Source organism: Paenibacillus sp. Soil787 (assembly GCF_001429545.1).
Taxonomy (GTDB): domain Bacteria; phylum Bacillota; class Bacilli; order Paenibacillales; family NBRC-103111; genus Paenibacillus_E.
The window spans coordinates 1-19,319 of record NZ_LMSP01000028.1; the positions used below are offsets into that span (position 1 = coordinate 1).

General features: G+C 44.7%; 21 protein-coding genes, 13 tRNA genes and 1 riboswitch. Of the genes, 29 read left to right on the top strand and 5 right to left on the bottom strand.

The features are described 5' to 3' along the window. Positions 1–20: 20 nt before the first annotated feature. The 9 genes from ASG93_RS22665 (at position 21) to ASG93_RS22710 (ending at position 1,205) form a co-directional block, all read left to right on the top strand. A tRNA-Asn gene (locus ASG93_RS22665) sits at positions 21–96 on the top strand. A 28-nt stretch (positions 97–124) separates the two neighbouring features. Then, positions 125–216, top strand: a tRNA-Ser gene (locus ASG93_RS22670). A 36-nt stretch (positions 217–252) separates the two neighbouring features. Continuing rightward, a tRNA-Glu gene (locus ASG93_RS22675) sits at positions 253–327 on the top strand. Positions 328–350: 23 nt separating this feature from the next. Then, a tRNA-Val gene (locus ASG93_RS22680) sits at positions 351–426 on the top strand. 211 nt (positions 427–637) lie between these two features. After that, positions 638–713: transfer RNA gene (locus ASG93_RS22690), tRNA-Val, on the top strand. Between the two features lie 82 nt (positions 714–795). Continuing rightward, positions 796–872: transfer RNA gene (locus ASG93_RS22695), tRNA-Met, on the top strand. Positions 873–903: 31 nt separating this feature from the next. Beyond that, positions 904–980: transfer RNA gene (locus ASG93_RS22700), tRNA-Asp, on the top strand. A 20-nt stretch (positions 981–1,000) separates the two neighbouring features. Then, positions 1,001–1,073: transfer RNA gene (locus ASG93_RS22705), tRNA-Lys, on the top strand. Positions 1,074–1,120: 47 nt separating this feature from the next. Beyond that, positions 1,121–1,205: transfer RNA gene (locus ASG93_RS22710), tRNA-Leu, on the top strand. A 554-nt stretch (positions 1,206–1,759) separates the two neighbouring features. On the opposite strand, the gene ASG93_RS22715 is transcribed toward ASG93_RS22710, so the two are convergent. Both ASG93_RS22715 and ASG93_RS22720 read right to left on the bottom strand, forming a co-directional pair. Continuing rightward, on the bottom strand, positions 1,760–2,149 hold the full coding sequence (locus tag ASG93_RS22715) for a retroviral-like aspartic protease family protein (RefSeq protein WP_056835577.1): 390 nt from the start codon (positions 2,147–2,149) through the stop codon (positions 1,760–1,762). After that, complete coding sequence (locus tag ASG93_RS22720; protein WP_056835579.1) at positions 2,130–2,390, bottom strand: hypothetical protein; 261 nt, start codon at positions 2,388–2,390, stop codon at positions 2,130–2,132. The genes ASG93_RS22715 and ASG93_RS22720 overlap by 20 nt, the downstream gene beginning before the upstream one ends. A gap of 586 nt (positions 2,391–2,976) precedes the next feature. Between ASG93_RS22720 and ASG93_RS22725 the strand changes: the two genes are divergently transcribed. The 12 genes from ASG93_RS22725 (at position 2,977) to ASG93_RS22780 (ending at position 9,199) form a co-directional block, all read left to right on the top strand. Continuing rightward, positions 2,977–3,228: a DUF1450 domain-containing protein gene (locus tag ASG93_RS22725; RefSeq protein WP_056835581.1), complete on the top strand. Its 252-nt coding sequence runs from the start codon at positions 2,977–2,979 to the stop codon at positions 3,226–3,228. 113 nt (positions 3,229–3,341) lie between these two features. Next, positions 3,342–3,851 carry a ferritin gene (locus tag ASG93_RS22730; protein ID WP_056835583.1) on the top strand — a complete coding sequence of 170 codons (510 nt, stop codon included), beginning with the start codon at positions 3,342–3,344 and terminating at the stop codon, positions 3,849–3,851. A gap of 113 nt (positions 3,852–3,964) precedes the next feature. Beyond that, positions 3,965–4,228 (top strand): hypothetical protein, encoded by a 264-nt coding sequence (locus ASG93_RS35335; RefSeq protein WP_156411009.1) that lies wholly within the window; start codon positions 3,965–3,967, stop codon positions 4,226–4,228. 54 nt (positions 4,229–4,282) lie between these two features. Continuing rightward, complete coding sequence (locus tag ASG93_RS22735; RefSeq protein ID WP_056835585.1) at positions 4,283–4,738, top strand: hypothetical protein; 456 nt, start codon at positions 4,283–4,285, stop codon at positions 4,736–4,738. A 27-nt stretch (positions 4,739–4,765) separates the two neighbouring features. Then, the gene (locus tag ASG93_RS22740) at positions 4,766–5,464 is read left to right on the top strand and encodes an AIM24 family protein (RefSeq protein WP_056835587.1); all 699 of its coding nucleotides are present in this window, start codon (positions 4,766–4,768) and stop codon (positions 5,462–5,464) included. A 102-nt stretch (positions 5,465–5,566) separates the two neighbouring features. Beyond that, positions 5,567–5,641, top strand: a tRNA-Gly gene (locus ASG93_RS22745). Between the two features lie 6 nt (positions 5,642–5,647). After that, positions 5,648–5,724, top strand: a tRNA-Arg gene (locus ASG93_RS22750). A gap of 17 nt (positions 5,725–5,741) precedes the next feature. Continuing rightward, a tRNA-Pro gene (locus ASG93_RS22755) sits at positions 5,742–5,818 on the top strand. A gap of 18 nt (positions 5,819–5,836) precedes the next feature. Next, positions 5,837–5,907 (top strand) — tRNA-Gly (locus ASG93_RS22760). A 734-nt stretch (positions 5,908–6,641) separates the two neighbouring features. Then, complete coding sequence (locus ASG93_RS22770) at positions 6,642–7,238, top strand: hypothetical protein (RefSeq protein ID WP_056835591.1); 597 nt, start codon at positions 6,642–6,644, stop codon at positions 7,236–7,238. A 65-nt stretch (positions 7,239–7,303) separates the two neighbouring features. Then, a riboswitch (cyclic di-AMP (ydaO/yuaA leader) is annotated at positions 7,304–7,463 on the top strand. Positions 7,464–7,465: 2 nt separating this feature from the next. Next, entirely contained in the window at positions 7,466–8,356 is an 891-nt protein-coding gene (locus tag ASG93_RS22775) for an NlpC/P60 family protein (RefSeq protein ID WP_235550944.1), read from the top strand. A gap of 183 nt (positions 8,357–8,539) precedes the next feature. Continuing rightward, positions 8,540–9,199 carry a hypothetical protein gene (locus ASG93_RS22780; RefSeq protein ID WP_056835594.1) on the top strand — a complete coding sequence of 220 codons (660 nt, stop codon included), beginning with the start codon at positions 8,540–8,542 and terminating at the stop codon, positions 9,197–9,199. Here the strand turns inward: ASG93_RS22780 and ASG93_RS22785 are convergent. After that, a complete protein-coding gene (locus ASG93_RS22785) occupies positions 9,196–10,650 on the bottom strand; it encodes a stalk domain-containing protein (protein WP_056835596.1) in 1,455 nt (484 codons plus the stop codon). The genes ASG93_RS22780 and ASG93_RS22785 overlap by 4 nt on opposite strands. Before the next feature lie 23 nt (positions 10,651–10,673). Continuing rightward, entirely contained in the window at positions 10,674–11,843 is a 1,170-nt protein-coding gene (locus ASG93_RS22790) for a glycosyltransferase (RefSeq protein WP_056835598.1), read from the bottom strand. 138 nt (positions 11,844–11,981) lie between these two features. Between ASG93_RS22790 and yyaC the strand changes: the two genes are divergently transcribed. The 7 genes from yyaC (at position 11,982) to ASG93_RS34400 (ending at position 17,660) form a co-directional block, all read left to right on the top strand. Further along, a complete protein-coding gene (yyaC, locus tag ASG93_RS22795) occupies positions 11,982–12,515 on the top strand; it encodes a spore protease YyaC (RefSeq protein WP_056835600.1) in 534 nt (177 codons plus the stop codon). A 48-nt stretch (positions 12,516–12,563) separates the two neighbouring features. After that, complete coding sequence (locus ASG93_RS22800; RefSeq protein ID WP_056835672.1) at positions 12,564–14,348, top strand: ABC transporter ATP-binding protein; 1,785 nt, start codon at positions 12,564–12,566, stop codon at positions 14,346–14,348. Between the two features lie 454 nt (positions 14,349–14,802). Then, positions 14,803–15,102 carry a hypothetical protein gene (locus ASG93_RS22805; protein ID WP_056835602.1) on the top strand — a complete coding sequence of 100 codons (300 nt, stop codon included), beginning with the start codon at positions 14,803–14,805 and terminating at the stop codon, positions 15,100–15,102. Positions 15,103–15,189: 87 nt separating this feature from the next. Further along, on the top strand, positions 15,190–15,498 hold the full coding sequence (locus ASG93_RS22810; protein WP_056835604.1) for a hypothetical protein: 309 nt from the start codon (positions 15,190–15,192) through the stop codon (positions 15,496–15,498). Between the two features lie 1,262 nt (positions 15,499–16,760). Next, a complete protein-coding gene (locus tag ASG93_RS22820; RefSeq protein WP_056835608.1) occupies positions 16,761–16,943 on the top strand; it encodes a hypothetical protein in 183 nt (60 codons plus the stop codon). A 31-nt stretch (positions 16,944–16,974) separates the two neighbouring features. Then, positions 16,975–17,409 (top strand): HIT family protein, encoded by a 435-nt coding sequence (locus tag ASG93_RS22825; RefSeq protein ID WP_056835610.1) that lies wholly within the window; start codon positions 16,975–16,977, stop codon positions 17,407–17,409. 107 nt (positions 17,410–17,516) lie between these two features. Beyond that, a complete protein-coding gene (locus tag ASG93_RS34400; protein ID WP_082615037.1) occupies positions 17,517–17,660 on the top strand; it encodes a DUF4275 family protein in 144 nt (47 codons plus the stop codon). A gap of 77 nt (positions 17,661–17,737) precedes the next feature. On the opposite strand, the gene ASG93_RS22830 is transcribed toward ASG93_RS34400, so the two are convergent. Then, the gene (locus ASG93_RS22830) at positions 17,738–18,463 is read right to left on the bottom strand and encodes an MBL fold metallo-hydrolase (RefSeq protein ID WP_056835611.1); all 726 of its coding nucleotides are present in this window, start codon (positions 18,461–18,463) and stop codon (positions 17,738–17,740) included. A 152-nt stretch (positions 18,464–18,615) separates the two neighbouring features. On the opposite strand from ASG93_RS22830, the gene ASG93_RS22835 reads away from it, so the two are divergent. Further along, positions 18,616–19,209, top strand: a complete 594-nt coding sequence (locus ASG93_RS22835) for a TetR/AcrR family transcriptional regulator (RefSeq protein ID WP_056835613.1) — start codon at positions 18,616–18,618, stop codon at positions 19,207–19,209. The last annotated feature ends 110 nt before the right edge of the window (positions 19,210–19,319 follow it).

Sequence of the window (19,319 nt, forward strand, 5' to 3'; positions counted from 1 at the left end):
AGAACGTTGCCAAGCAGTTTTCCCTGATAGCTCAGTTGGTAGAGCACTCGACTGTTAATCGAGTTGTCACAGGTTCGAGTCCTGTTCGGGGAGCCATTTTTTTATAACATACCAGGCTTTTCATGGAGAGGTGTCCGAGCTGGCCGAAGGAGCACGATTGGAAATCGTGTAGGCGTCACAAGCGTCTCGAGGGTTCGAATCCCTCTCTCTCCGCCACCTATAAACTTATACATAAGAAAAGCCTGTTTACGAGGCCCGTTGGTCAAGTGGTTAAGACACCTCCCTTTCACGGAGGTAACAGGGGTTCGAGTCCCCTACGGGTCACCATTAATTTTCTAATTCTATCCCATGGAGGCTTAGCTCAGCTGGGAGAGCATCTGCCTTACAAGCAGAGGGTCGGCGGTTCGATCCCGTCAGCCTCCACCATAGTACCCAAAAAAGNGGGCGGATGTCGTGTCAGCAAGGCTTTGCAGAGCGGATGGATGCGAGAGTTGGTCAAGTGGTTAAGACACCTCCCTTTCACGGAGGTAACAGGGGTTCGAGTCCCCTACGGGTCACCAAAAATCCCCACAAAGTGACGTAAAGCCACGAAGCTTAATCCGAATACTTTGCGTGGGCCCAAAATTCATCATCCCATGGAGGCTTAGCTCAGCTGGGAGAGCATCTGCCTTACAAGCAGAGGGTCGGCGGTTCGATCCCGTCAGCCTCCACCATAGTACCCAAAAAAGTGAAGTGAAGCTTTGCAGCAACGCCGAATACTTTTTCGGGGCCCATAAAAGAAGTATACTTTAATGTCGCGGGGTGGAGCAGCCCGGTAGCTCGTCGGGCTCATAACCCGAAGGCCGCAGGTTCAAATCCTGCCCCCGCAACCAAACTCTTTCAGAGAGTTGTTTTACATAGTGTGGAGCTGTGGTGTAGTGGCCCAACATGCCTGCCTGTCACGCAGGAGACCGCGGGTTCGAATCCCGTCAGCTCCGCCATTTTTTTATTTCTGGAACATGAGTCATTAGCTCAGTTGGTAGAGCACCTGACTTTTAATCAGGGTGTCGTAGGTTCGAATCCTACATGACTCAGTATGTAAAGGGATCTTTAGACTTATGTCTAAAGTATCTCTCATTTTGCGGTCATGGCGGAATTGGCAGACGCGCACGGTTCAGGTCCGTGTGGGCTAACCCCCCGTGGAGGTTCGAGTCCTCTTGACCGCATCATATACCTAAAGTGATGCCCTTCAGATAACTCTGGAGGTTTTTTTATTTTTTTAGGCGTTTAAATTTGAATGATGCGACAGGAAGATCCAAACATTTAGTCGAAATGTACCCCTTGAGATTTATGAAATGCAGGATAAAGTCGAACATATTTTGACAAAGTCAGAGGAAAATCAGCTTCGTAAATATGAGGAAGAGAAGAAACGGTATTCTTGGGCCTCGAAACCGAATTTTCGCAAGTATGATTATATTTTTAACGGGCGTATATGAATTTGCATAAATCAAAATAAAAGATTGCGTGACACGAAGTCCTCCAAAGTGGAAGACCAACTAGGAGACCTTTTGATCGAGATGTATGAAGCATCTGAGATTGTGTGCGAAAAGAGCGAGAAGCACGAGTAGAAGAACGTCGTAAACGTGAAGAAGAGGAGAGATTGCGAGAAGAACGCTGAAACCGATATAAAATTGAAATCGAGAGCACGATTGCATTGACAAATTTGGCTCATCGAGGTGTTGTTTTTTTATTGTTTATGTCGATGCTTTATTCGACATCTTTATTTCTCTAATGTTAAGGCCAGTTTCTTTAAATCAATCATAGCATGTAACTTCATAAGAATATCAAGCCCTAAAAGGCCATTAATGTAACCTTGGGGATCGATAACTCCAAAATCCAACTTCACTTTGTTAAGGCTCACTGACCCAAGATTTATCCCTTCAACCTGCTTGGAGAAAAAGTTGTGCAAGCTCCCGCCTACGCCATAAAAGGAATGTACATAATCGTCAAGCTCAGCAAAAATACCAATCTCCTCAACAATATCAGTGGAAATGATCGTTTCTGCGGCTCCTGTATCAACAACAATATTTTCAATCTGAATTGATTTCCCTCGAAAGAAAATCTCTATTGAAGTGAACAAAAGCCCATCTCTATACTCGATTTTTGTCATATTGACCCCTAAATCCGAATAATTGTTTAATTTGAATTTCGATCTTCTCTTTTCCCGTATGGTATACGAGTACGTCATCCTTCGAGCGAACCAACTCTCTGGTTGCTTCCTTCTCGTCATCAAAAGCCTGGATCACGGCCATATCGTCAATATATCGTACCTGGTTTTCAATGTGGGATTTTAAGATATGGAGTTTCACGAAACGGTCAGGGTATAGTTTTCGGACTTCATTCCAGTTCATCGTGCATACCTCCCAATGAAGAGCTTATGAACTAATATTACCATTAACATTGCGGATGTGCCATTTTAAGCTTTGGACAACTGATTGTCGACGCGGAACTAACATGGCTTGCACTTGATCTTCTGTGAAAGTAAAGATGGCTTGATTGACGCGCGTTATGAGTTTTAGCTCCGAGACGATGTTTGGTGCGGAAAAGGATTAGCGCGAAATAAAGCCATTTGGCGCGGTAAACAATTAGTTTGATGTTCACGCTAAACACTTGCAAATTTTCGGGAAAAGCGGCTTGTCCGAAAAATTTCTCTGACCGAAAAATCCTTATGTATTATCTATGTATTAAGGTTTTTCGAGTTTTTTTGGAAAAAGCTTTCACCTCCTAGAACCCGTCAAATTCAGGTCCGTGTGGGCTAACCCCCCGTGGAGGTTCGAGTCCTCTTGACCGCATCCCAAAGAGTTTTCTTTAATCCTTTATGAGGACTAAGGAAAACTCTTTTTTTGTACAAACTCACCCAATTTTAAGTTGACATTGATTATTATTATCACTAATATCAATGATAGTGGTAATATACAATGGCGGGGAGAGATTGAATTGAAAACGATTAAATACTGCTGTAGAAATGAAAAATTCGGATCCAAACAAATATATAAGTCCTTGAAAAATGAGTATCCAGATCTGAAGCAAAAAAAGAAAGATTGCTTGGGTAATTGTAAGCATTGCAAGAAAGAATGTATCGCCATGATCGGTAAAAAGGAACTATTGTGTGCGGCTTCGCCTGACTTACTTTATGCTCAAATCAAACAAATTATTGCTGATTCTAAGGCAGAAAGCGTGATGGTTTGAACTTAGCCCTTCTTAAATTGTTACTTCCGTTTGTATTTGTATGCGGAGTTCTGGTAATCTTGTATGTATGGGGAATACGCAAGAGATAACCATACAGAAAGGTGTGTGCAACTATGTTAAATGATACACTTACAGAAGCGCTCAATGAGCAGATGAACTATGAGTTTTACTCCGCGCACGTCTACTTGGCTATTGCTGGTTATTGTGCTGCGGAAAGCTTAGACGGCTTTTCCAACTTTTTTATTGTACAAGCTGAGGAAGAGAAGTTCCATGCGATGAAAATTTTCAAATTTATAAATGACCGCGGAAAAAAGGTTAGCTTTGCCGGGATGGATACACCTGTCAATGAGTACAAATCGATTTTAGATGCATTTGAACATGCTTATCAACATGAGCAAGAAGTAACAAGACGTATTTATCATCTATCAGATTTGGCTTTGAACGATAGAGAACATGCGACTATGCAGTTCTTAAAATGGTTCATTGATGAGCAGGTAGAGGAAGAAGCGATGTTCGACAGTATTATTAATAAATTGAAACGCATTGATAAAGACAGTAACGCCTTTTACATGTTGGATGCTGAATTTGCTCAGCGTTCGTTCACGCCACCAGCAGCGGAATAATTACATACGACTTTTATAAGCATGAGACTTACCTGGTTCGCGAAATTTGGCGAAGGGTAAGTTTTTTTATTTCCGCTGACATAAGTTATTACACTGTACCCGCGAAACCGCAATTGCTCGAATTTGAGCCTATTAGGTATGTCACGATTCGATACGGCATAGCCTTCTCAAATGCCACTGAAGCGCCTTACACGCTTTCCTACAGCATCAAGGGGATTTATAAGAAAGAGGAGAAATACTTTGCTGTGGCCAAGCTGGAAGGCTTATGGTGGGTGGATGGAAATAGAAAAGCCCTGGACCCGAGAAAAGTAGAGCCTTCAAAAATGAAGACGAGCTTACGGTATCCCATAGCAGCTGCAGAAGTGGTGAAGGGGTGACTTTTGCTGTAAAATGGAAGAATATGTCGATATCAACGTGGGGAGGGACGGCTGATGCAGACACGTTGTTTGGCGGGGGCTACAAAAGTCGTTGGCATACTTGTCATCTTGTTCGGCTTTATGTATCCAGCTTCTGCAGTTCAAGCCTCATGGTTGGATCGGGTGAAAGACATCTATCAATTGCCAGAGAATGTGCAGCAAATTCAGAAAGACTATGAGACTACGAAGCAGCAATTAGAGGATCAGAAGGACAAGCTTTCCGAAGCCATACGGCATTCGCAAGAAACTGAGGAACGGCTTCTAGGGCAAAATGAAACGCTTAAAAGGGAAAATGAACAATTGCAAGAACGCTTGAAGGCCATGGATCAAGTCGCTTTAGATAAAGATAAGCGAAATCGGAAATTAACTTATATGGTTGTGACGGCTGTTTTGCTGATTGTTTTTTATTTTGTGCTTGGCCGTGTGTTTCGATTCATTGTTTGGCGGAGGCAGAAGCGCGGAATGAGATAGATGTAGTCTACGAGGAGGTCGGCGTGTATGGAGGTATCTTTCGAGGAAGTCAGCTCTCATGCAAAGATAGCCACGCTGTGCATCGAACAGGGCGAGAGTGTTCATGTGCTGCATCCGAACCAAATTGTCGCTTTTCAAGGGAAGTCTGAGCAGAGAGAAGATTCTTTCATGAAGCTGCCGAGTATGTATAGGAAGAAGCGTTTTGTCCAGTCAAGGCTGCATGGTCCTGCCAATGTCATGCTAGGGCTGCCTGAAGGGTATAGCATGGCTGTTATACCTATAGGAGCGGATGATGATCTTTTGTATGAATTCCGACATGTTTTGTTTTATACAGAGGGAGTCAGCTACTCTTCTCATCTGCAAAATGTTAAGAATACATTGATTACGCAGGATTTCGTGAAAATGCAATTTAAAGGTCCAGGTAAAATAGGTCTTCTGACGGCAGGACCCATTTATCAAATGGCATTGGATGTTAAGCAGCCTTTATATGTCGATACAAGCTGTCTTGTTGCCTATCCGAGGAACGCTAAGCTGCGTCTGTGTGTGTACGGCAATACACTGGCTAGTCAGCATATGAATTATCATTGGGAAATGACGGGACAAGGCCATGTTCTTATGCAGCCCTGTAAGCCAGATCGCAAATTGGATGAGCATATGAAAAATGACAGTCTATTGCGTCGCATTGCCAAAGAAGTACTGCCGTTTGGCGGTATTTTCATCAAATAAAAAAAGGTAAGAAAAAACATTTGCATTTGCCTTCAATTCCTGATATATTATTCCTTGTCGCCTCCGAGAAACGTTAGCGAGAATGACAGGCAATTACACGATGCGGAAGTGGCTCAGCGGTAGAGCATCGCCTTGCCAAGGCGAGGGTCGCGGGTTCGATCCCCGTCTTCCGCTCCAATATTTGCGCCCTTAGCTCAGCTGGATAGAGTATTTGACTACGAATCAAAAGGTCGGGAGTTCGAATCTCTCAGGGCGCGCCATTTTCTTAAAACGACTTCGGGACGTAGCTCAGCTTGGTAGAGCACCTGCTTTGGGAGCAGGGGGTCGCATGTTCAAATCGTGTCGTCCCGACCATCAATCCCTTTATAGTACGCGGGCGTAGTTTAATGGTAGAACTTCAGCCTTCCAAGCTGATCGCGCGGGTTCGATTCCCGCCGCCCGCTTCACAGCAAGTGATTAAGACCACCTTCGAGTGGTCTTTTTTCTTTTGGGGAAAACGAAGGGATTCCACCCTATTTAACGCGGTTGGGTTCGCTTTATGGTTCATGGTGAAGGGACAGCCCGCTTAGTATGCCTGTATGAGGGGGTTTTCTTGCTTACATATGGGGAAGTTGTACTTCGTGCAACAATTTCCTTGGATTTCTACTCTTTTAGCTAGAGATGTTGTATGCTGTACAACAATTTAGCCTTAATTCGTACTAAAAGGCCACTTTGGGTCTAAATTGTTGCATTTTTGCAACATCTGCAGAGAAAATGCTTGATTTAGTTGTTTGTGCGGGAAGGATGAAAATCCGCAGGGTTCGACCGTCCGTGAAGAGAATAAACCCGAATGGGACGTGCGTCCCGTCCAAAAGAAATCATTCGATTAGTCGGGCTTGTTAAGGATAAGCGGCTATTTTCATTTTCCGAGCACCGCACTTTCTATGCTTTCAAGCAAAATCATAAGCATAATAGTTTTCGCATATGCATGAAATCGAAGCTTGGTTCAGGCTTCTTCTTTGTGTTGGAAAAAACACTTGCCAAAACTAATTATATTAGTTAATATACTAATTAAATTAGCATATGGAAAGGAATGGTGCTCGACATGTCATTTATTGTATTTATGCTCTTATTTACAGTGTTATGTGGATGGCTGGAAAGCCGTGTTCTCAATCGCTCGAAAAGGGAGGGAATGTAAATGTTTGCTGGACATTTTGGGCTTGCTGCAGCAATGAAAGCAAGAACACCGGAGGTGCCGATCTGGGCGCTCATGCTTAGTACTCAGCTGCTTGATGTTGTATTCGTGCCTTTATTTCTTTCTGGTGTTGAAACGATCGATACAAGCATCGGTACGGGATATGGAGAAGGGATTATTCACGCTGACTATACACACTCATTAGTTGGGGCTTTGCTCATTGCTATCTTATCAGGACTATTGGCTTGGAAGTTATGGGGCAAAAGAGGAGGCGCAGCTATAGGGGGGCTTACCTTCAGTCACTGGATACTTGATCTTCTCGTTCATCGTGCAGATATGCCATTCTTGCCTGGGAATGCTGGAGGTCTTCCATTAGTAGGATTTAGTCTGTGGCAGTGGCCGTGGGTAAGTGCTGTACTTGAGATTATTCTCGTGGTTGCAGGGTCTATTCTTTACTTCCGTACACTTCGTAATACCGCTAAACTGTCAAAGCATATAACAATAGACGGTAACTTAATTTGGCGTACACGTCTCGCGGGAGGAGTCATGGCCGTTCTATTGATTGCCTCTTTTATTGTAGATTTTGTCTTGCATTTATAACCCATGGAAACTATTACCACTATGCAAAAGTTGAAACTAACTGTCTAACTATGCTAGTCTAACATAGACAAAAAATGCCGAATCCTGGAGCAGCAAAAGCTCTGGTACGGGGGACTTCTTTACTTGGGGTGAATGAATGCTCAGCTGTTTTAATAAACTGAGCGCGCTAGGGAAACCTCTTCCCGAACCCGTCAACTAACCTCGGAGGCTTCAAGGAGGAACAATTTTTGAAATTTTTCACAAAAAGCTTTATTTGTTCATGCGCACTTGTTTGCGCGGCAGTATCCATGTTGTCCGCTCCCTCGGTTCAAGCAGCATCATCTGTATCCACTGTGAAAGTCCAGGTCAATGATGAGTTGATTCAGTTCCCAGAAGTACAGCCATTTATTGACAACGCAGGAACGCTTCAAGTTCCTCTGCGCGTACTATCTGAGAAATTGGGTTATCAAGTAGGCTGGGCGAAGCAAGAGAACGAAATCGTGGTCACGTTGATGAATAAGCAGCAGACGATTCAACTGACAACTGACGAGAAGCAAGCTATCGTTAACAGCAAGAAGATTAGTCTGGAAAGCAGTCCGACGCTTTATCAAGGCAGTACATATGTACCCCTGCGTTTCATCACTGAAACATTCGGTTCTCCGATTGAGTGGAATGAAGCGAATCGTATCGCGATTGTGAATGTCGATGGCAAGTCGCACAAACCAGCATGGATTGCACCGCCTCCAGCACCAGCTCCTAAGGTAGCAGCGGCTGTTATACCATCCATGTCTGATCAAATCCTGCAAACAGCAAACACGTTTATGGGGACCCCCTATGTTTGGGGAGGCACAACACCCAGAGGGTTTGATTGTTCCGGATTTGTACGCTATTTGTACGAAGCTAAAGGTATTGATCTACCCAGAACTGCGGTCCAAATGTACGATGAAGCAGGAACTAGGGTTATGGATTTGAAGGCTGGAGATCTTGTGTTTTTTGCAGCAGGCAGTGTAAATCATGTTGGTATTTATCTGGGAAATGATCAATTTATTTCGGCGACAACGTCTAGAGGTGTAAGGGTAGATAGTCTCGCCAGTTCATACTGGGGATCCAGATATGTGGGAGCCAAAAGAGTTATATAAGTAAGCCATGTAGTGAAAAAGGATTAAAAACATCGGGCATTTGTGTTCTATGAATCTTTCGAATGAAAGCATAGAAGGCAGATGTTCTTTTTTTACGCGAAATATTGCGATTTTTATCGAAATTTTATGGTTTTTAGCCTATAATGAAGAAATGTTTGGAAGAAAGCAGGTGACACGAACGGCATGCAATTAAGTGTCTGGAAAAGTTGGCTTTATAAAAAAAGACATTCAAATAAAGCAAATAGCATGTATATCGTGGAACAAGGTCCTGCCATACCAGAGGAGATTCGGGGAGTCATTGATCGATTTTTCCTAACGTATAATCATTTCAAAGGGGCAAGAAGTCTACAGACAGATACGTTTATAAAGGAAGTATTTTACGCAACGAAACAGGATCCTAAGGATCAAAGGTCGATTGAAGAGATGGAAGCCTATATTCAGCAGAAAAATGTGCAACGATTGCGATTGAAATCCTACGTTGTCGATGAGTATCTTAGCATAGGCGAGAAGGTTTGCATGATTGGCGTGACGAGGGAATTCAGTAATAATCAGAGAAATCGTGTACTGTATTTTCTAATAAAAGAGGATCAGTCTTGGCGCTTTCATCATATCGCAAGGTCTCACCATGGAAAGGTTCTAGATAAGTTTCAAGTGAATGAGCAAACGGGGTTCGTGGTTGGAAATGATAAAGCCGCTCTCCTCTTTCTGACACACTCCGGGTCTGCCGATGCCTCCACCTTTATATTGGGTGATTATGTGCATGTGGAAGGTTATTTGGAAGTGGAGCTAGAGGTGAGCAGCCAACTATATTACCGAGTTGTACGTATGAATCGCGTGCACTAAAAACGAAGTGAAACCCGGTAAAGCTGTGGATCCCACTGGATCTGTCCGCCTAAGGATTCAATAATGGCCCGTAAGGGCAAATAAATATGACCATCTAGTATGGTAGGAGCTTCAGGGAGTACGACCGATTGCCCATTCACAGTCATTACGGAATGATCTGGCCAAAGCTCAAGATTAGTAGAACCATGATGAACGGTTAATGTACGAGTTGTCCCGTTCCATTCGAATTTGGCACCGACTCTTTCTAGAATGCCGCGAAAGGGTACCATACTTGTTTCTTGCAATAGATAACCTCGGAACTCATGTACGAATTGTCCATTTACCTCTAATTGGATTTGTGGATGATCTAGACGTTCCACGACAAGTGCATTGCTGAGCGCTCGACCCGGACTACGCAGCATGGAGCCGTTAGCATACAGAGATGAACTTGCACCGCCATCCATATTCATCGCATCCGTTAAGCCCAGCTTTAGAAGAACTTGCGCCATATCCGCCATCGTAGCTGTGGAGAGTGTCCCCATGACAAACTGATGGGAAGCGTCCAGCCCAATGAAGCTGCGTACGTTCGCATTAGTTGTGATTTTGGGATCAGTAAAGCCATCCCGTTCGAAGTCCAAATCAACAGCGCCATTGGTAAGCAGATGCGGTCCGGCTCCAATAGCAGCATCAACCGCTGTAAGCATGGAGCTTTCTCCGGTATCTTGATTATGGAGAGATGATGTCAGCTTCACCGAATCGCCCATATGGATATTAGGCAGCACGTAGGTCTTATTGTTGGCACTATTTCCGAGCAGGAATACCTGTCCATCTTCTGGAATATCGACACTTTGCGTAGTAACGGCTGTAACTTTGCCCTCACGAAGGACAACTTTGGTTGCGTTAGGAAAGCCGATCGTCGGCCCGAAAGCGCGGGTGTACCAGACGACTTGATCACTTACGGAATCACCGTAATATTTGTTCACACCCCAAGCTGTGAATGTGTAGGCTTTGCTCTGATGAGTAACGCTTATTCGGTGCTCCGTTTGGATGCGCCCAAAGCTGGCGGTTTTGTCGGCATGAACGAGAAAGGCAGGATTAATGCCTGAATGTATGATTTCGCCGGAGCCGATGAGTAAACCATTGGGGTAGCGTTGGGTATCATCTTTTTCATAGGCGTCAAAAAAAGTCCCATTGATCCCTGCAATCGCATGGTTTCTCGTTAACATGGAGGAGAAGGGCTCATCATGACCAATGCCGTCTTCAGCCGTTACAGGCTTAATGCGCAAGTAGGGATCGGTTAGATCGACTGTGACCCATTGTACAGTAAATGACTTGCCATTATGAGCAATCGTTCGGCTTTGTGTTTGAACAGTGCCTTGTGCTGAAGTAGATGCTGGGAAGATAACGGCTGCTGAGAGCAGACAGCTGAGCATCGCGGTATAAGTACGAGTGCGGAAACGCGCATGAGGCATGGCAGCTATCATCCTTTCGGAATTTACTTCTTTTTTAATTCGCGCAAGGAGTAGAACGTTCCTCTCCAATTGATGCCACCTTTTTTCCAAGTTAGCCAAACGGAGCGAACGATCGTATAGAGGAGCAGGGAGGCGCTTACAGGGAGCAGGAATGCTTCATCCCCGCGCTTGCTCATCAGGCGGAACATTAGCTTGCGGTATAGCCATATTTGTAAAATAACAGCGATAGCATAGGCCGCTCCTCTCCAGTCCCAAAAGAAGATCAGGCCGAGCCAAGGGAATATAAAAAAGATAAGCTGTCCCAGACATGCAAGTAAAGCAATGGTGTAGCTGTAGCGAAAGCCGGAGAAAAGGTTTTTCTCCAGACCGATGATCGCTTCTTTGAGGGAGCGGTACCATTCGACTTGAAGGATGTGTTTGCCGGACAGAACCTTCTGCCTAAATCCAGCTCGTTTGAGGGAGATGCCTAACTGAAGGTCATCATCAGGTCTTAGGGCAATCGCTCTGTGCGTTCCAATTGCTTCATAAGCGCTGCGGCTGACCATGTTAAAGGCACCTATTCCGATACCCGGTTCACGGGCGCTGTCAAGGTTGGCACGCCATGGGCGTACGAATAGGGAAAATGAGAAGAGGAAGAAATGAACGAATCCTCTAAGCAGTGTGCTCCGCGCAATCATATTAGGAGTCAGCGTGAGATGCTGAACGTCATGTTCCTTCATATAAGTAACGCTATCAGAAATCGTTCCTGGTGCAAAAATGATATCGGCATCTGTAAAAAGCAAATATTGGCCTCTGGCTTGCTGATACCCTTGATAGAGGGCATGGTTTTTGCCAAGCCAGCCTTCAGGCAGAGAGGTGATGTGAATGATTTGCAGCGGTGTGTGAATATCTGTTTTGTTCTGTGACCACTTCCGCAGCTCTTCAAGCCGGACGCCGGTAGCGTCCTGAGAGCGGTCATTGACAGCGATGATCTCGAGGCGCGGATAATTTTGTGAGAGAAGATGTCGGACGGTTTCTAAGATGGTACTTTCCTCTTCTTTGGCGGCGATAATGACCGAAACAAGAGGAGGCTTGTCCGGGAGCTTCGTGGATTTGGGCAGTGTATAGAGTAAATGTATGCCTTTATGAACATCAAAAGTGATATAAAGCCAGTAGAGGAGGGTCAGGATCGCGATAATTCCTAGGGTGGACATGGTGTGCCTCCTTAAAGTTTTACTTAAGCAAAACTTGCATCGTAAGCATAATCTTGAAAGAATAGAAGTTGACCGCATTATATCATTCATCAGGAGTGAGGGGAAATTTTGCTGGATGCGTGCTGAAGGGAGGATCTAATGGGGGAAGAAGGGACTAAACCACGGGAGCAGTATTGGAAAAAGATGAATGGCGAACAGTTGGCCATCTTTCTCAAGGCGATTGGAAAAAAGTCGGTGATGAAGCCGGATTCGTTGGCTTTTATATGTATAGGAACAGATCGATCTACAGGTGATGCACTGGGCCCGCTTGTAGGGAGCAGACTTGTGGAACTGGGGTATCCGCATGTGATAGGAACACTGGAAGCGCCTTGTGATGCTAGTAACTTAGCAGCGCGTTTGCAGGAAATTCCACATGGCTGTGTAGTGATAGCGATTGATGCTTGTTTGGGACAAAAGCTGTCTATAGGCATGTATCAGGTGTCTAATCAGCCTTTGGCTCCGGGGAAGTCAGTAGGGAAGGTGCTGCCTGGGGTCGGGGACTATACGATCGCGGCTATCGTCAATGCAGACGGGCCTAGGCAGTACAGTGTTCTACAAACGACATCGCTGTACAGGGTGTTGAAGATGGCAGATGAAGTGACAAAGGCAATCGAGCATGCTTTTCCCATTTAGAAAGCAGCTTAGGGCAGAACGGGGAGATGAATCGTGGGACCAGGTGGTATGGGGCGGCTTTCCGATAGGAATCGGCCTAAAGCGAAGTTAAAGGATGTTTCGGTAAAAAGGATTTTGCGGTTGTTCAAGGGGTATTGGGGACAATTAGTGGCGATTATAGGATTGGCGCTGTTTGCAGCTTTGATTGGTTTAATCCCGCCTCTTGTTATGAAAGAAATTATTGATAAAGCAATCCCGCAGGGGAATATGAAGCTTCTGGCAGGGATGGCGCTGTTAATGATATTTCTGCCTGTCGTAAGCGGTGTGCTTGGTGTGTGGCAAAATCATCTTAATACCAAAGTAACCCAAGGGGTTATTCGGGATTTGGGACAAACCTTGTTTCATAATTTACAGCGACAATCGATGGCTTTCTTTACGGATGCTCGGTCGGGGGAAATTGTTCAGCGGATTACGGGGGACGTACAGGCTGTACAGAGTGTCGTGACGTCGCTAGTTGTATCCTCGATCACTCAAATTGTCATCGTTGTTTCGACGATCGGTATTTTGTTTGCGCTTGATTGGAAGCTTGCCATTATCTCCGTGCTAATTCTTCCGTTATTTGTGTTACCTGTGAAAAAAGTATCCAAGGTTCGGAAGGAGCTGCGTACGGAAACACAAAAGGTTCGTTCCGATATTACTTCACAGCTCAGTGAAAACTTCGGAATCTCCGGTGCCTTGTTGACGCGTATCTTCGGTAGAGAACGGCAGCAGGAGATCGAGTTTACGGCGATGAACCAGAAGGTGATGGATTTGGAGCTGCGGCTCAATCTGGTTGGCCGCTGGTTCGGGATGGCGACGAGCACGCTAGGGCCGTTAGGCACAGCAATTATTTATATGTACGGGGGCTACTCCGTCATTTCCGGCAGCATGACGCTGGGCTCGATCGTCGCCTTCGCGGCGTATCTGGGCCGTTTGTATATGCCTGTAGGTATGCTGCTGAACCTACATGTTGAGGTGGCCACTGCGCTGGGCGTATTCCAGCGTATTTTCGAGTACCAGGACATGGTGCCCGATGTCATGGATGCTGATGGGGCGCGGCCGCTTGGCCTGGTCGAGGGGCGTGTGGCTTATAAGCAGGTTTCCTTCGCTTATAAGCCAGGGCAGTACGCGCTGCGTGACGTCACGTTCGAGGCGCAGCCGGGTGAGATGGTCGCGCTCGTCGGGCCAAGCGGCGCGGGGAAATCGACGCTGATCGGCATGATCGCGCGGCTGTACGACTCGACGTCGGGTGTCGTCGAGGTCGATGGCGTGAACGTCCGCGACGTGGGGCTCGCTTCGCTGCGCGCGCAGATCGCGTACGTGACGCAGGAGTCATTTCTGTTCCACGCGACGATTGGCGACAACCTGCGCTTCGCGCGGGAGGACGCTACGCGTGAGGAGATGGAGGCCGCGTGTCGGCAGGCCTACATCCACGACTTTATCGTGTCGCTTCCCGAAGGGTACGACACGATGGTGGGAGAGCGCGGTCACCGGCTCTCCGGCGGCGAGCGCCAGCGGATCGCGATTGCCCGCGCGATCCTGAAGCGCCCGCGCATCCTCATCCTCGATGAGGCGACGTCGCACTTGGACTCGGAGTCCGAGTCCTATGTGCAGGCGGCGCTCGAGGAGCTGATGCAAGGGCGCACGACGCTCGTGATCGCGCACCGGCTCTCCACGGTGCTGGCCGCCGATCACATTCTGGTGATCGAAGCGGGCAGCGTCGTGGAGCGGGGCACGCACAGCGAGCTGCTTGCGCTCGATGGGCTGTACGCGCGGCTGTACAGCACGCAGTTCGCTCACGCTGCTGAAGAGTAGCTGTCGCGCAACCACGGTTGTTGATCAGTCATGGTAAGAGGCTGCTGTCCTAAGAGTAGATAAATACTTTAGTGGGGCCAGCCTCTTCATGGAAAGGCAGCCATTCTCCAAAAGGCGAGGCTCCACTTAGAGGAACGACGATTCGCTATTTCGTTGATTTTGGCTTCGGATAGCATAATCTTCTTACAATAGAGCACTCACGTTCCGCAAAATTGAAATTTTAGTTCAGTTAATCCAAAATAGCGGATTGTCGTTCCGCGGAAGAAATAACTGGAAGAATAACAGATCTACCTCATGGAAATAAGATTAATAACGGTGCGGTGTCATGGTTCATCTAAGTAAAAGCAGTCTTATTTGAGGACAAGTAAGTGGAAGCTATATTTCGAATATCTTGACAAACCTTTCTGTAACCAATAAAATTACAGTATAAAAATAGGAATAGGGGTCGTCAATCATGAAATGTAAAATCAATCGAAATGCAGCTAAGATCTTAAAAAATATGTTAAGTACAGAAGAAGCAGAAGGGAAGATGATTCGTGTATATATTACACTGAATCATGGAGAACATGCTCATTATGATGTAAAGCTGGATACACCTACTGAACACGATGAGATTGTGGAGACAGACAAAGATATTAAAATTTTACTAGATAAACGAGAAGACCTCTTAGATGGGGTTTGGATTCAATATTTTCATGTACCTGAAGAAGGTTTTTTCATAACGAACCCTTCAACAGGATTTCTTGAAAAATAAGTGCATGCTTGCTTTGGTGAAATCTCAGATTGTTGAGAACCCCCATGTTTCTATTACATGGGTTATTTTTATATTGGAGGTATTTTAATGAGTCAACGCTATCGAATTACTAGAGCATTGCAGGAAAAGGACAATTCGGAGAAAACAATATCTTTGGAAGAGTGCAAACAGTATTTTACGTCCAAAACTGATTTTTCCTATACTTCCGTGTTTACGGTGACAGGCTCCACTAGCATGTCTATTGAGGGGGACTTCTTTATGTGGAGCTATGGCGATACCAAAATCCCATTCCGGCATTATCATGGAGATATTTATGTATCCGGTACCAATGAAGCAGTGATCCCCAAGATGATGGAGGTTGCGGGCGAATTGGGTGCGGATGTGTTGGAAGGGTAAGTTGAGGCAGCCGGTAGACGGCTGCCTTTATATGTTTTTTTGGTTTGGGGCAAGCGAAGCTTATCCCCTCTTTAGCATCGTTAGCGACAGAATTGGCTGATCCGAGTGAAAATATGGATATTTTGACATGAAGACATTTTTCTTAACATTTTATGTTTTGGGTTTGAGCCAGCTTCAACAAGAAGGAGTCACTTTGGTTGTGGAAAGCCTGCAATTGTACATGCTTTTTTTCTTTGAATAGCTCCTATTCATAAAAGCCTGCAATCCTGCAGGCTTTTTGCGGTCTTTTTTAACTTCAGGAGGGAAAGGCTGAAAATTCCTGCATAATAGCAGGCTTTTCCTCTTTTCAAACGATTTTAGCAAAAATATCTGCACTTTCGCAGTTATTTTGAGCCGTTGAATAATAGTTCTCCTCGTGCGTTGGTGAAACCTTAAGGGGATTCAACTGCTGAACGTTAAAGCTCCTTGTACATCGGCCAACAGCAAGTAGTCCCTCACAAAGGAAACTAAAATAATCTACTTCTAAAGCGATTGGAACCCACATCCCTCCCTAGACACTAAATAGGTTTACACCAAGGACCTGAGGCAAAACCTGAGGTTTGTTCTAATTAAATATGGAAGTATAAGTTTTATACTTTTGCTTCGCATCTACCTTGACAAACACGCTCGTCCCTTAAGGACGATGGAGTCGTTTATCCTTGTTTAACCCGCGTCATTATTAACTAAATGAATGGCTCAAGTCTGTCATTTATCAGACAAGATTCTATTTTCACGGCAGCCCTTCGATTCGTGAAAGGTCAGCAATGTGCTTATTAACTTGGAAAAATGTGGTATTATTGAAGTCGGACATCTGTTCTTTTTAAGAAAAAAAGGAAGGGCCTGGGGCTAGATGCTAAAATATTTTAGAGAAAGTAAAAGGAGAGCCGATAAAAGTTGAAGGGGATTTAAACAATGATCTTATTTTAGATATCGCGGCTATTATTGAAAAGACGACGAACGATAAAGAGGCACCTCCTAGATCGCTTTTAGTTGCATTCGGTAATAAGGATCATACTTATACCATCTCTATCATTGCTGACAAAGTAGTTTTAAAGAGCAGAAAAAGAGCTTTTTCTGGTGGAGTTTGGGGAGACCCTTTCGAGAGCCTTATCATAGATAGAGGATCAGTCGTCCTTAACGATTATGGAGGGAGTAACTGGAGATGGTACAACAAATATAGATTTAGGTACCAAGATCATGATTAGTTTTTAATTGGAGCGACGATGGGAACTTATTTTACGGGGACAACAACAAGAGAGAATGCAGATGAGGACGATTATAACTTATTAACCGGTGAATACATGACAAGAAGAACGGATGAACAAGGCAATATAAAAATAACAAAAGGAAACAGAGGAAGAAAAGAACTGGTGAGACTAAAGAATTTTAATATAAATGATATGTAGTTTCGAACTCGATAAAAATGGAGTGATAGGAATGGATTGCCTTGGTTGTCGAATTTCTAACGGGATGGAGCCAAACGTAAATATTGTCTTCGAGAATGAGTTGATAACCTGCGTTCTTGATATCGCTCCATTTAACGAAGGTCATACGCTAATTCTCCCGAAAAAACATTATTGGGACGTTGAAGATATGGATACTGGCACTGCGCACTGCATAATGGAAACATCAATGAAATTATCTAAGATATTAAAACAAATATTTCAGCCAGACGGCATTTCTATATGCCAGAACGGCGGAGTGTTTAACGACTTAACCCATTATCATATGCACATTATTCCAAGATACAAAGGTGACGGATTCACCTGGAGCGAACCGCTATCCCCTAATGTTGCAGACAAACATTTAAGAGCAACTAGAGATAAAATCGTAAATGCACTAAATTCTTATGTAATCGGAAATGAGATTTGAAGAAATACCGTTGATGTACTTTATGGAGGGACCCAATGAATATAGTAGATTTATGTAACAACAAACAAGTGAAGATACAACAAATGCAGTAAAAAGACGAGGCGTACATGGTTGAAAATTTATCGAGGATAACAGCTGATGAGCTCATGGATGAAGCAGATATATATGTTGTAGATAAAGAGTTTAACTGGACATATGTAATAACCCACGAAACTGGCTTATGTGGTCCATACTTTAGCTCTAAGAGTTGAATAACTATAACGAGGCTGCCGAAGGATGATCCTATGGCAGCCTTTGCTCACCAAAGAGATAGCGTTCCGTCGACATTCTACTTTTTTGGCAGCATCATGAGAGTCTGGGCGTGACGATGGATCTCTGAAGCCTTTAATGGACCGCCATGTCCCATGTAGAATTTTTCGACTCCCGAATCAAGCAGGCGGGTTAATTCACGTGCTACTGTGTACGGGTCATCTTCGAATGGTGGACGTATGGCATGACTGGTTCTTACGATACCGCCTAACAAAATTCCTGAAGCGACAAGGTCACCGACCAAAGCTTCATTAGAAGCAAGCTCAATAGAGATAGAGCCAGATGTGTGCCCAGGTGTGTACTTAACTATCCCCGGGATTCCGTATCTGCTCAAGTCAATAACATCATGCTTTGAAAGCAGAATATCCGGTTCAAAACCGACATACGGCTCGAGCATTAGCGGTGTCTTGATAAATAAACGGCCAAACCAACCGGTTGGGCAAAAAGTCATTGGCGTCTCCCGGTTAAAATGTTTAGCATCCCCCTCATGAGCCAATATAGGTGCTCCTGACAGCTCACGAATTAATGCAGCACTTCCGGCATGATCCACGTGTGCATGGGTCACGACGATGAGTTTGATGTCTTTGAAGGTAAGTCTTTCCTTAGCTAAGGCCATTTTAATTTTATTCTCAGACCCGGGCAGTCCCGCATCGACAAGAATGCATCCGTCAGGCCCCGCAAGTAAGTGGGAATTTATCATGTGCATGGGGAGGATTGGAATGCGGATGATTTTTACAGTGTTCATAATTTCATTGTCCTTTCTGGTGACTAATCTTAAGAAAAATACCGGACCGAACCGTTCGGTTCTATTTTATGCTACTCTAATACTTAGTTAAATGCAAGAGAAATGTTACAATATACTTCAAATGCGATTAGGGATGTATGGAGGACTAAAAAATGCGCAGAGATGAAAAAACACGACAACACATTATTATAAAATCAGCTGAATTATTTAATCAAAAGGGGTATGCCGGGTCATCGATACAAGACATCATTGAGGCTACAGGATTAACAAAAGGAGGGATTTATCGAAGATTCTTGAGCAAAGATGAAATCGCTGTGGAAGCTTTTGAATATGCCGGGCAGGTTTTGATGGAGCAAGTATCATCGGCCATTCATAATGCGGATACCGCGATAGACAAAATAATGGCTGTATGTCATGTGCATATTGACCCAGTTAATAATCCTCCAATAAAAGGAGGGTGTCCTCTGTTAAATACGGCAGTTGAAAGCGATGACACCTTTCCTTTACTGCGCGATAAAGCTTTAGCCGCATATGAGGAGATGCTAGGGCTCGTTCAAGGTATTGTAGAACATGGGAAATCTGTTGGAGAATTCCGATCGGATGTAGATGTTGAGTCCCTATCATCATTTATCGTTTCTTCACTTGAAGGTAGCGTGATGGCAAGCAGACTGAGCAGAGACAGTAAACATGTAGGGTTTGTTATTCAACAACTTCGGCTTCTGCTGAACACATATAAAAAGATTTAATTTGAAGAAACGGGGACGCATCGCAGGTTTTAAATCTGATGTGTTGGTAACTGCCTAAATGTCGACAAAATAAGCGTTTCGCTCATCTACAATGTGACAAACATTTATTC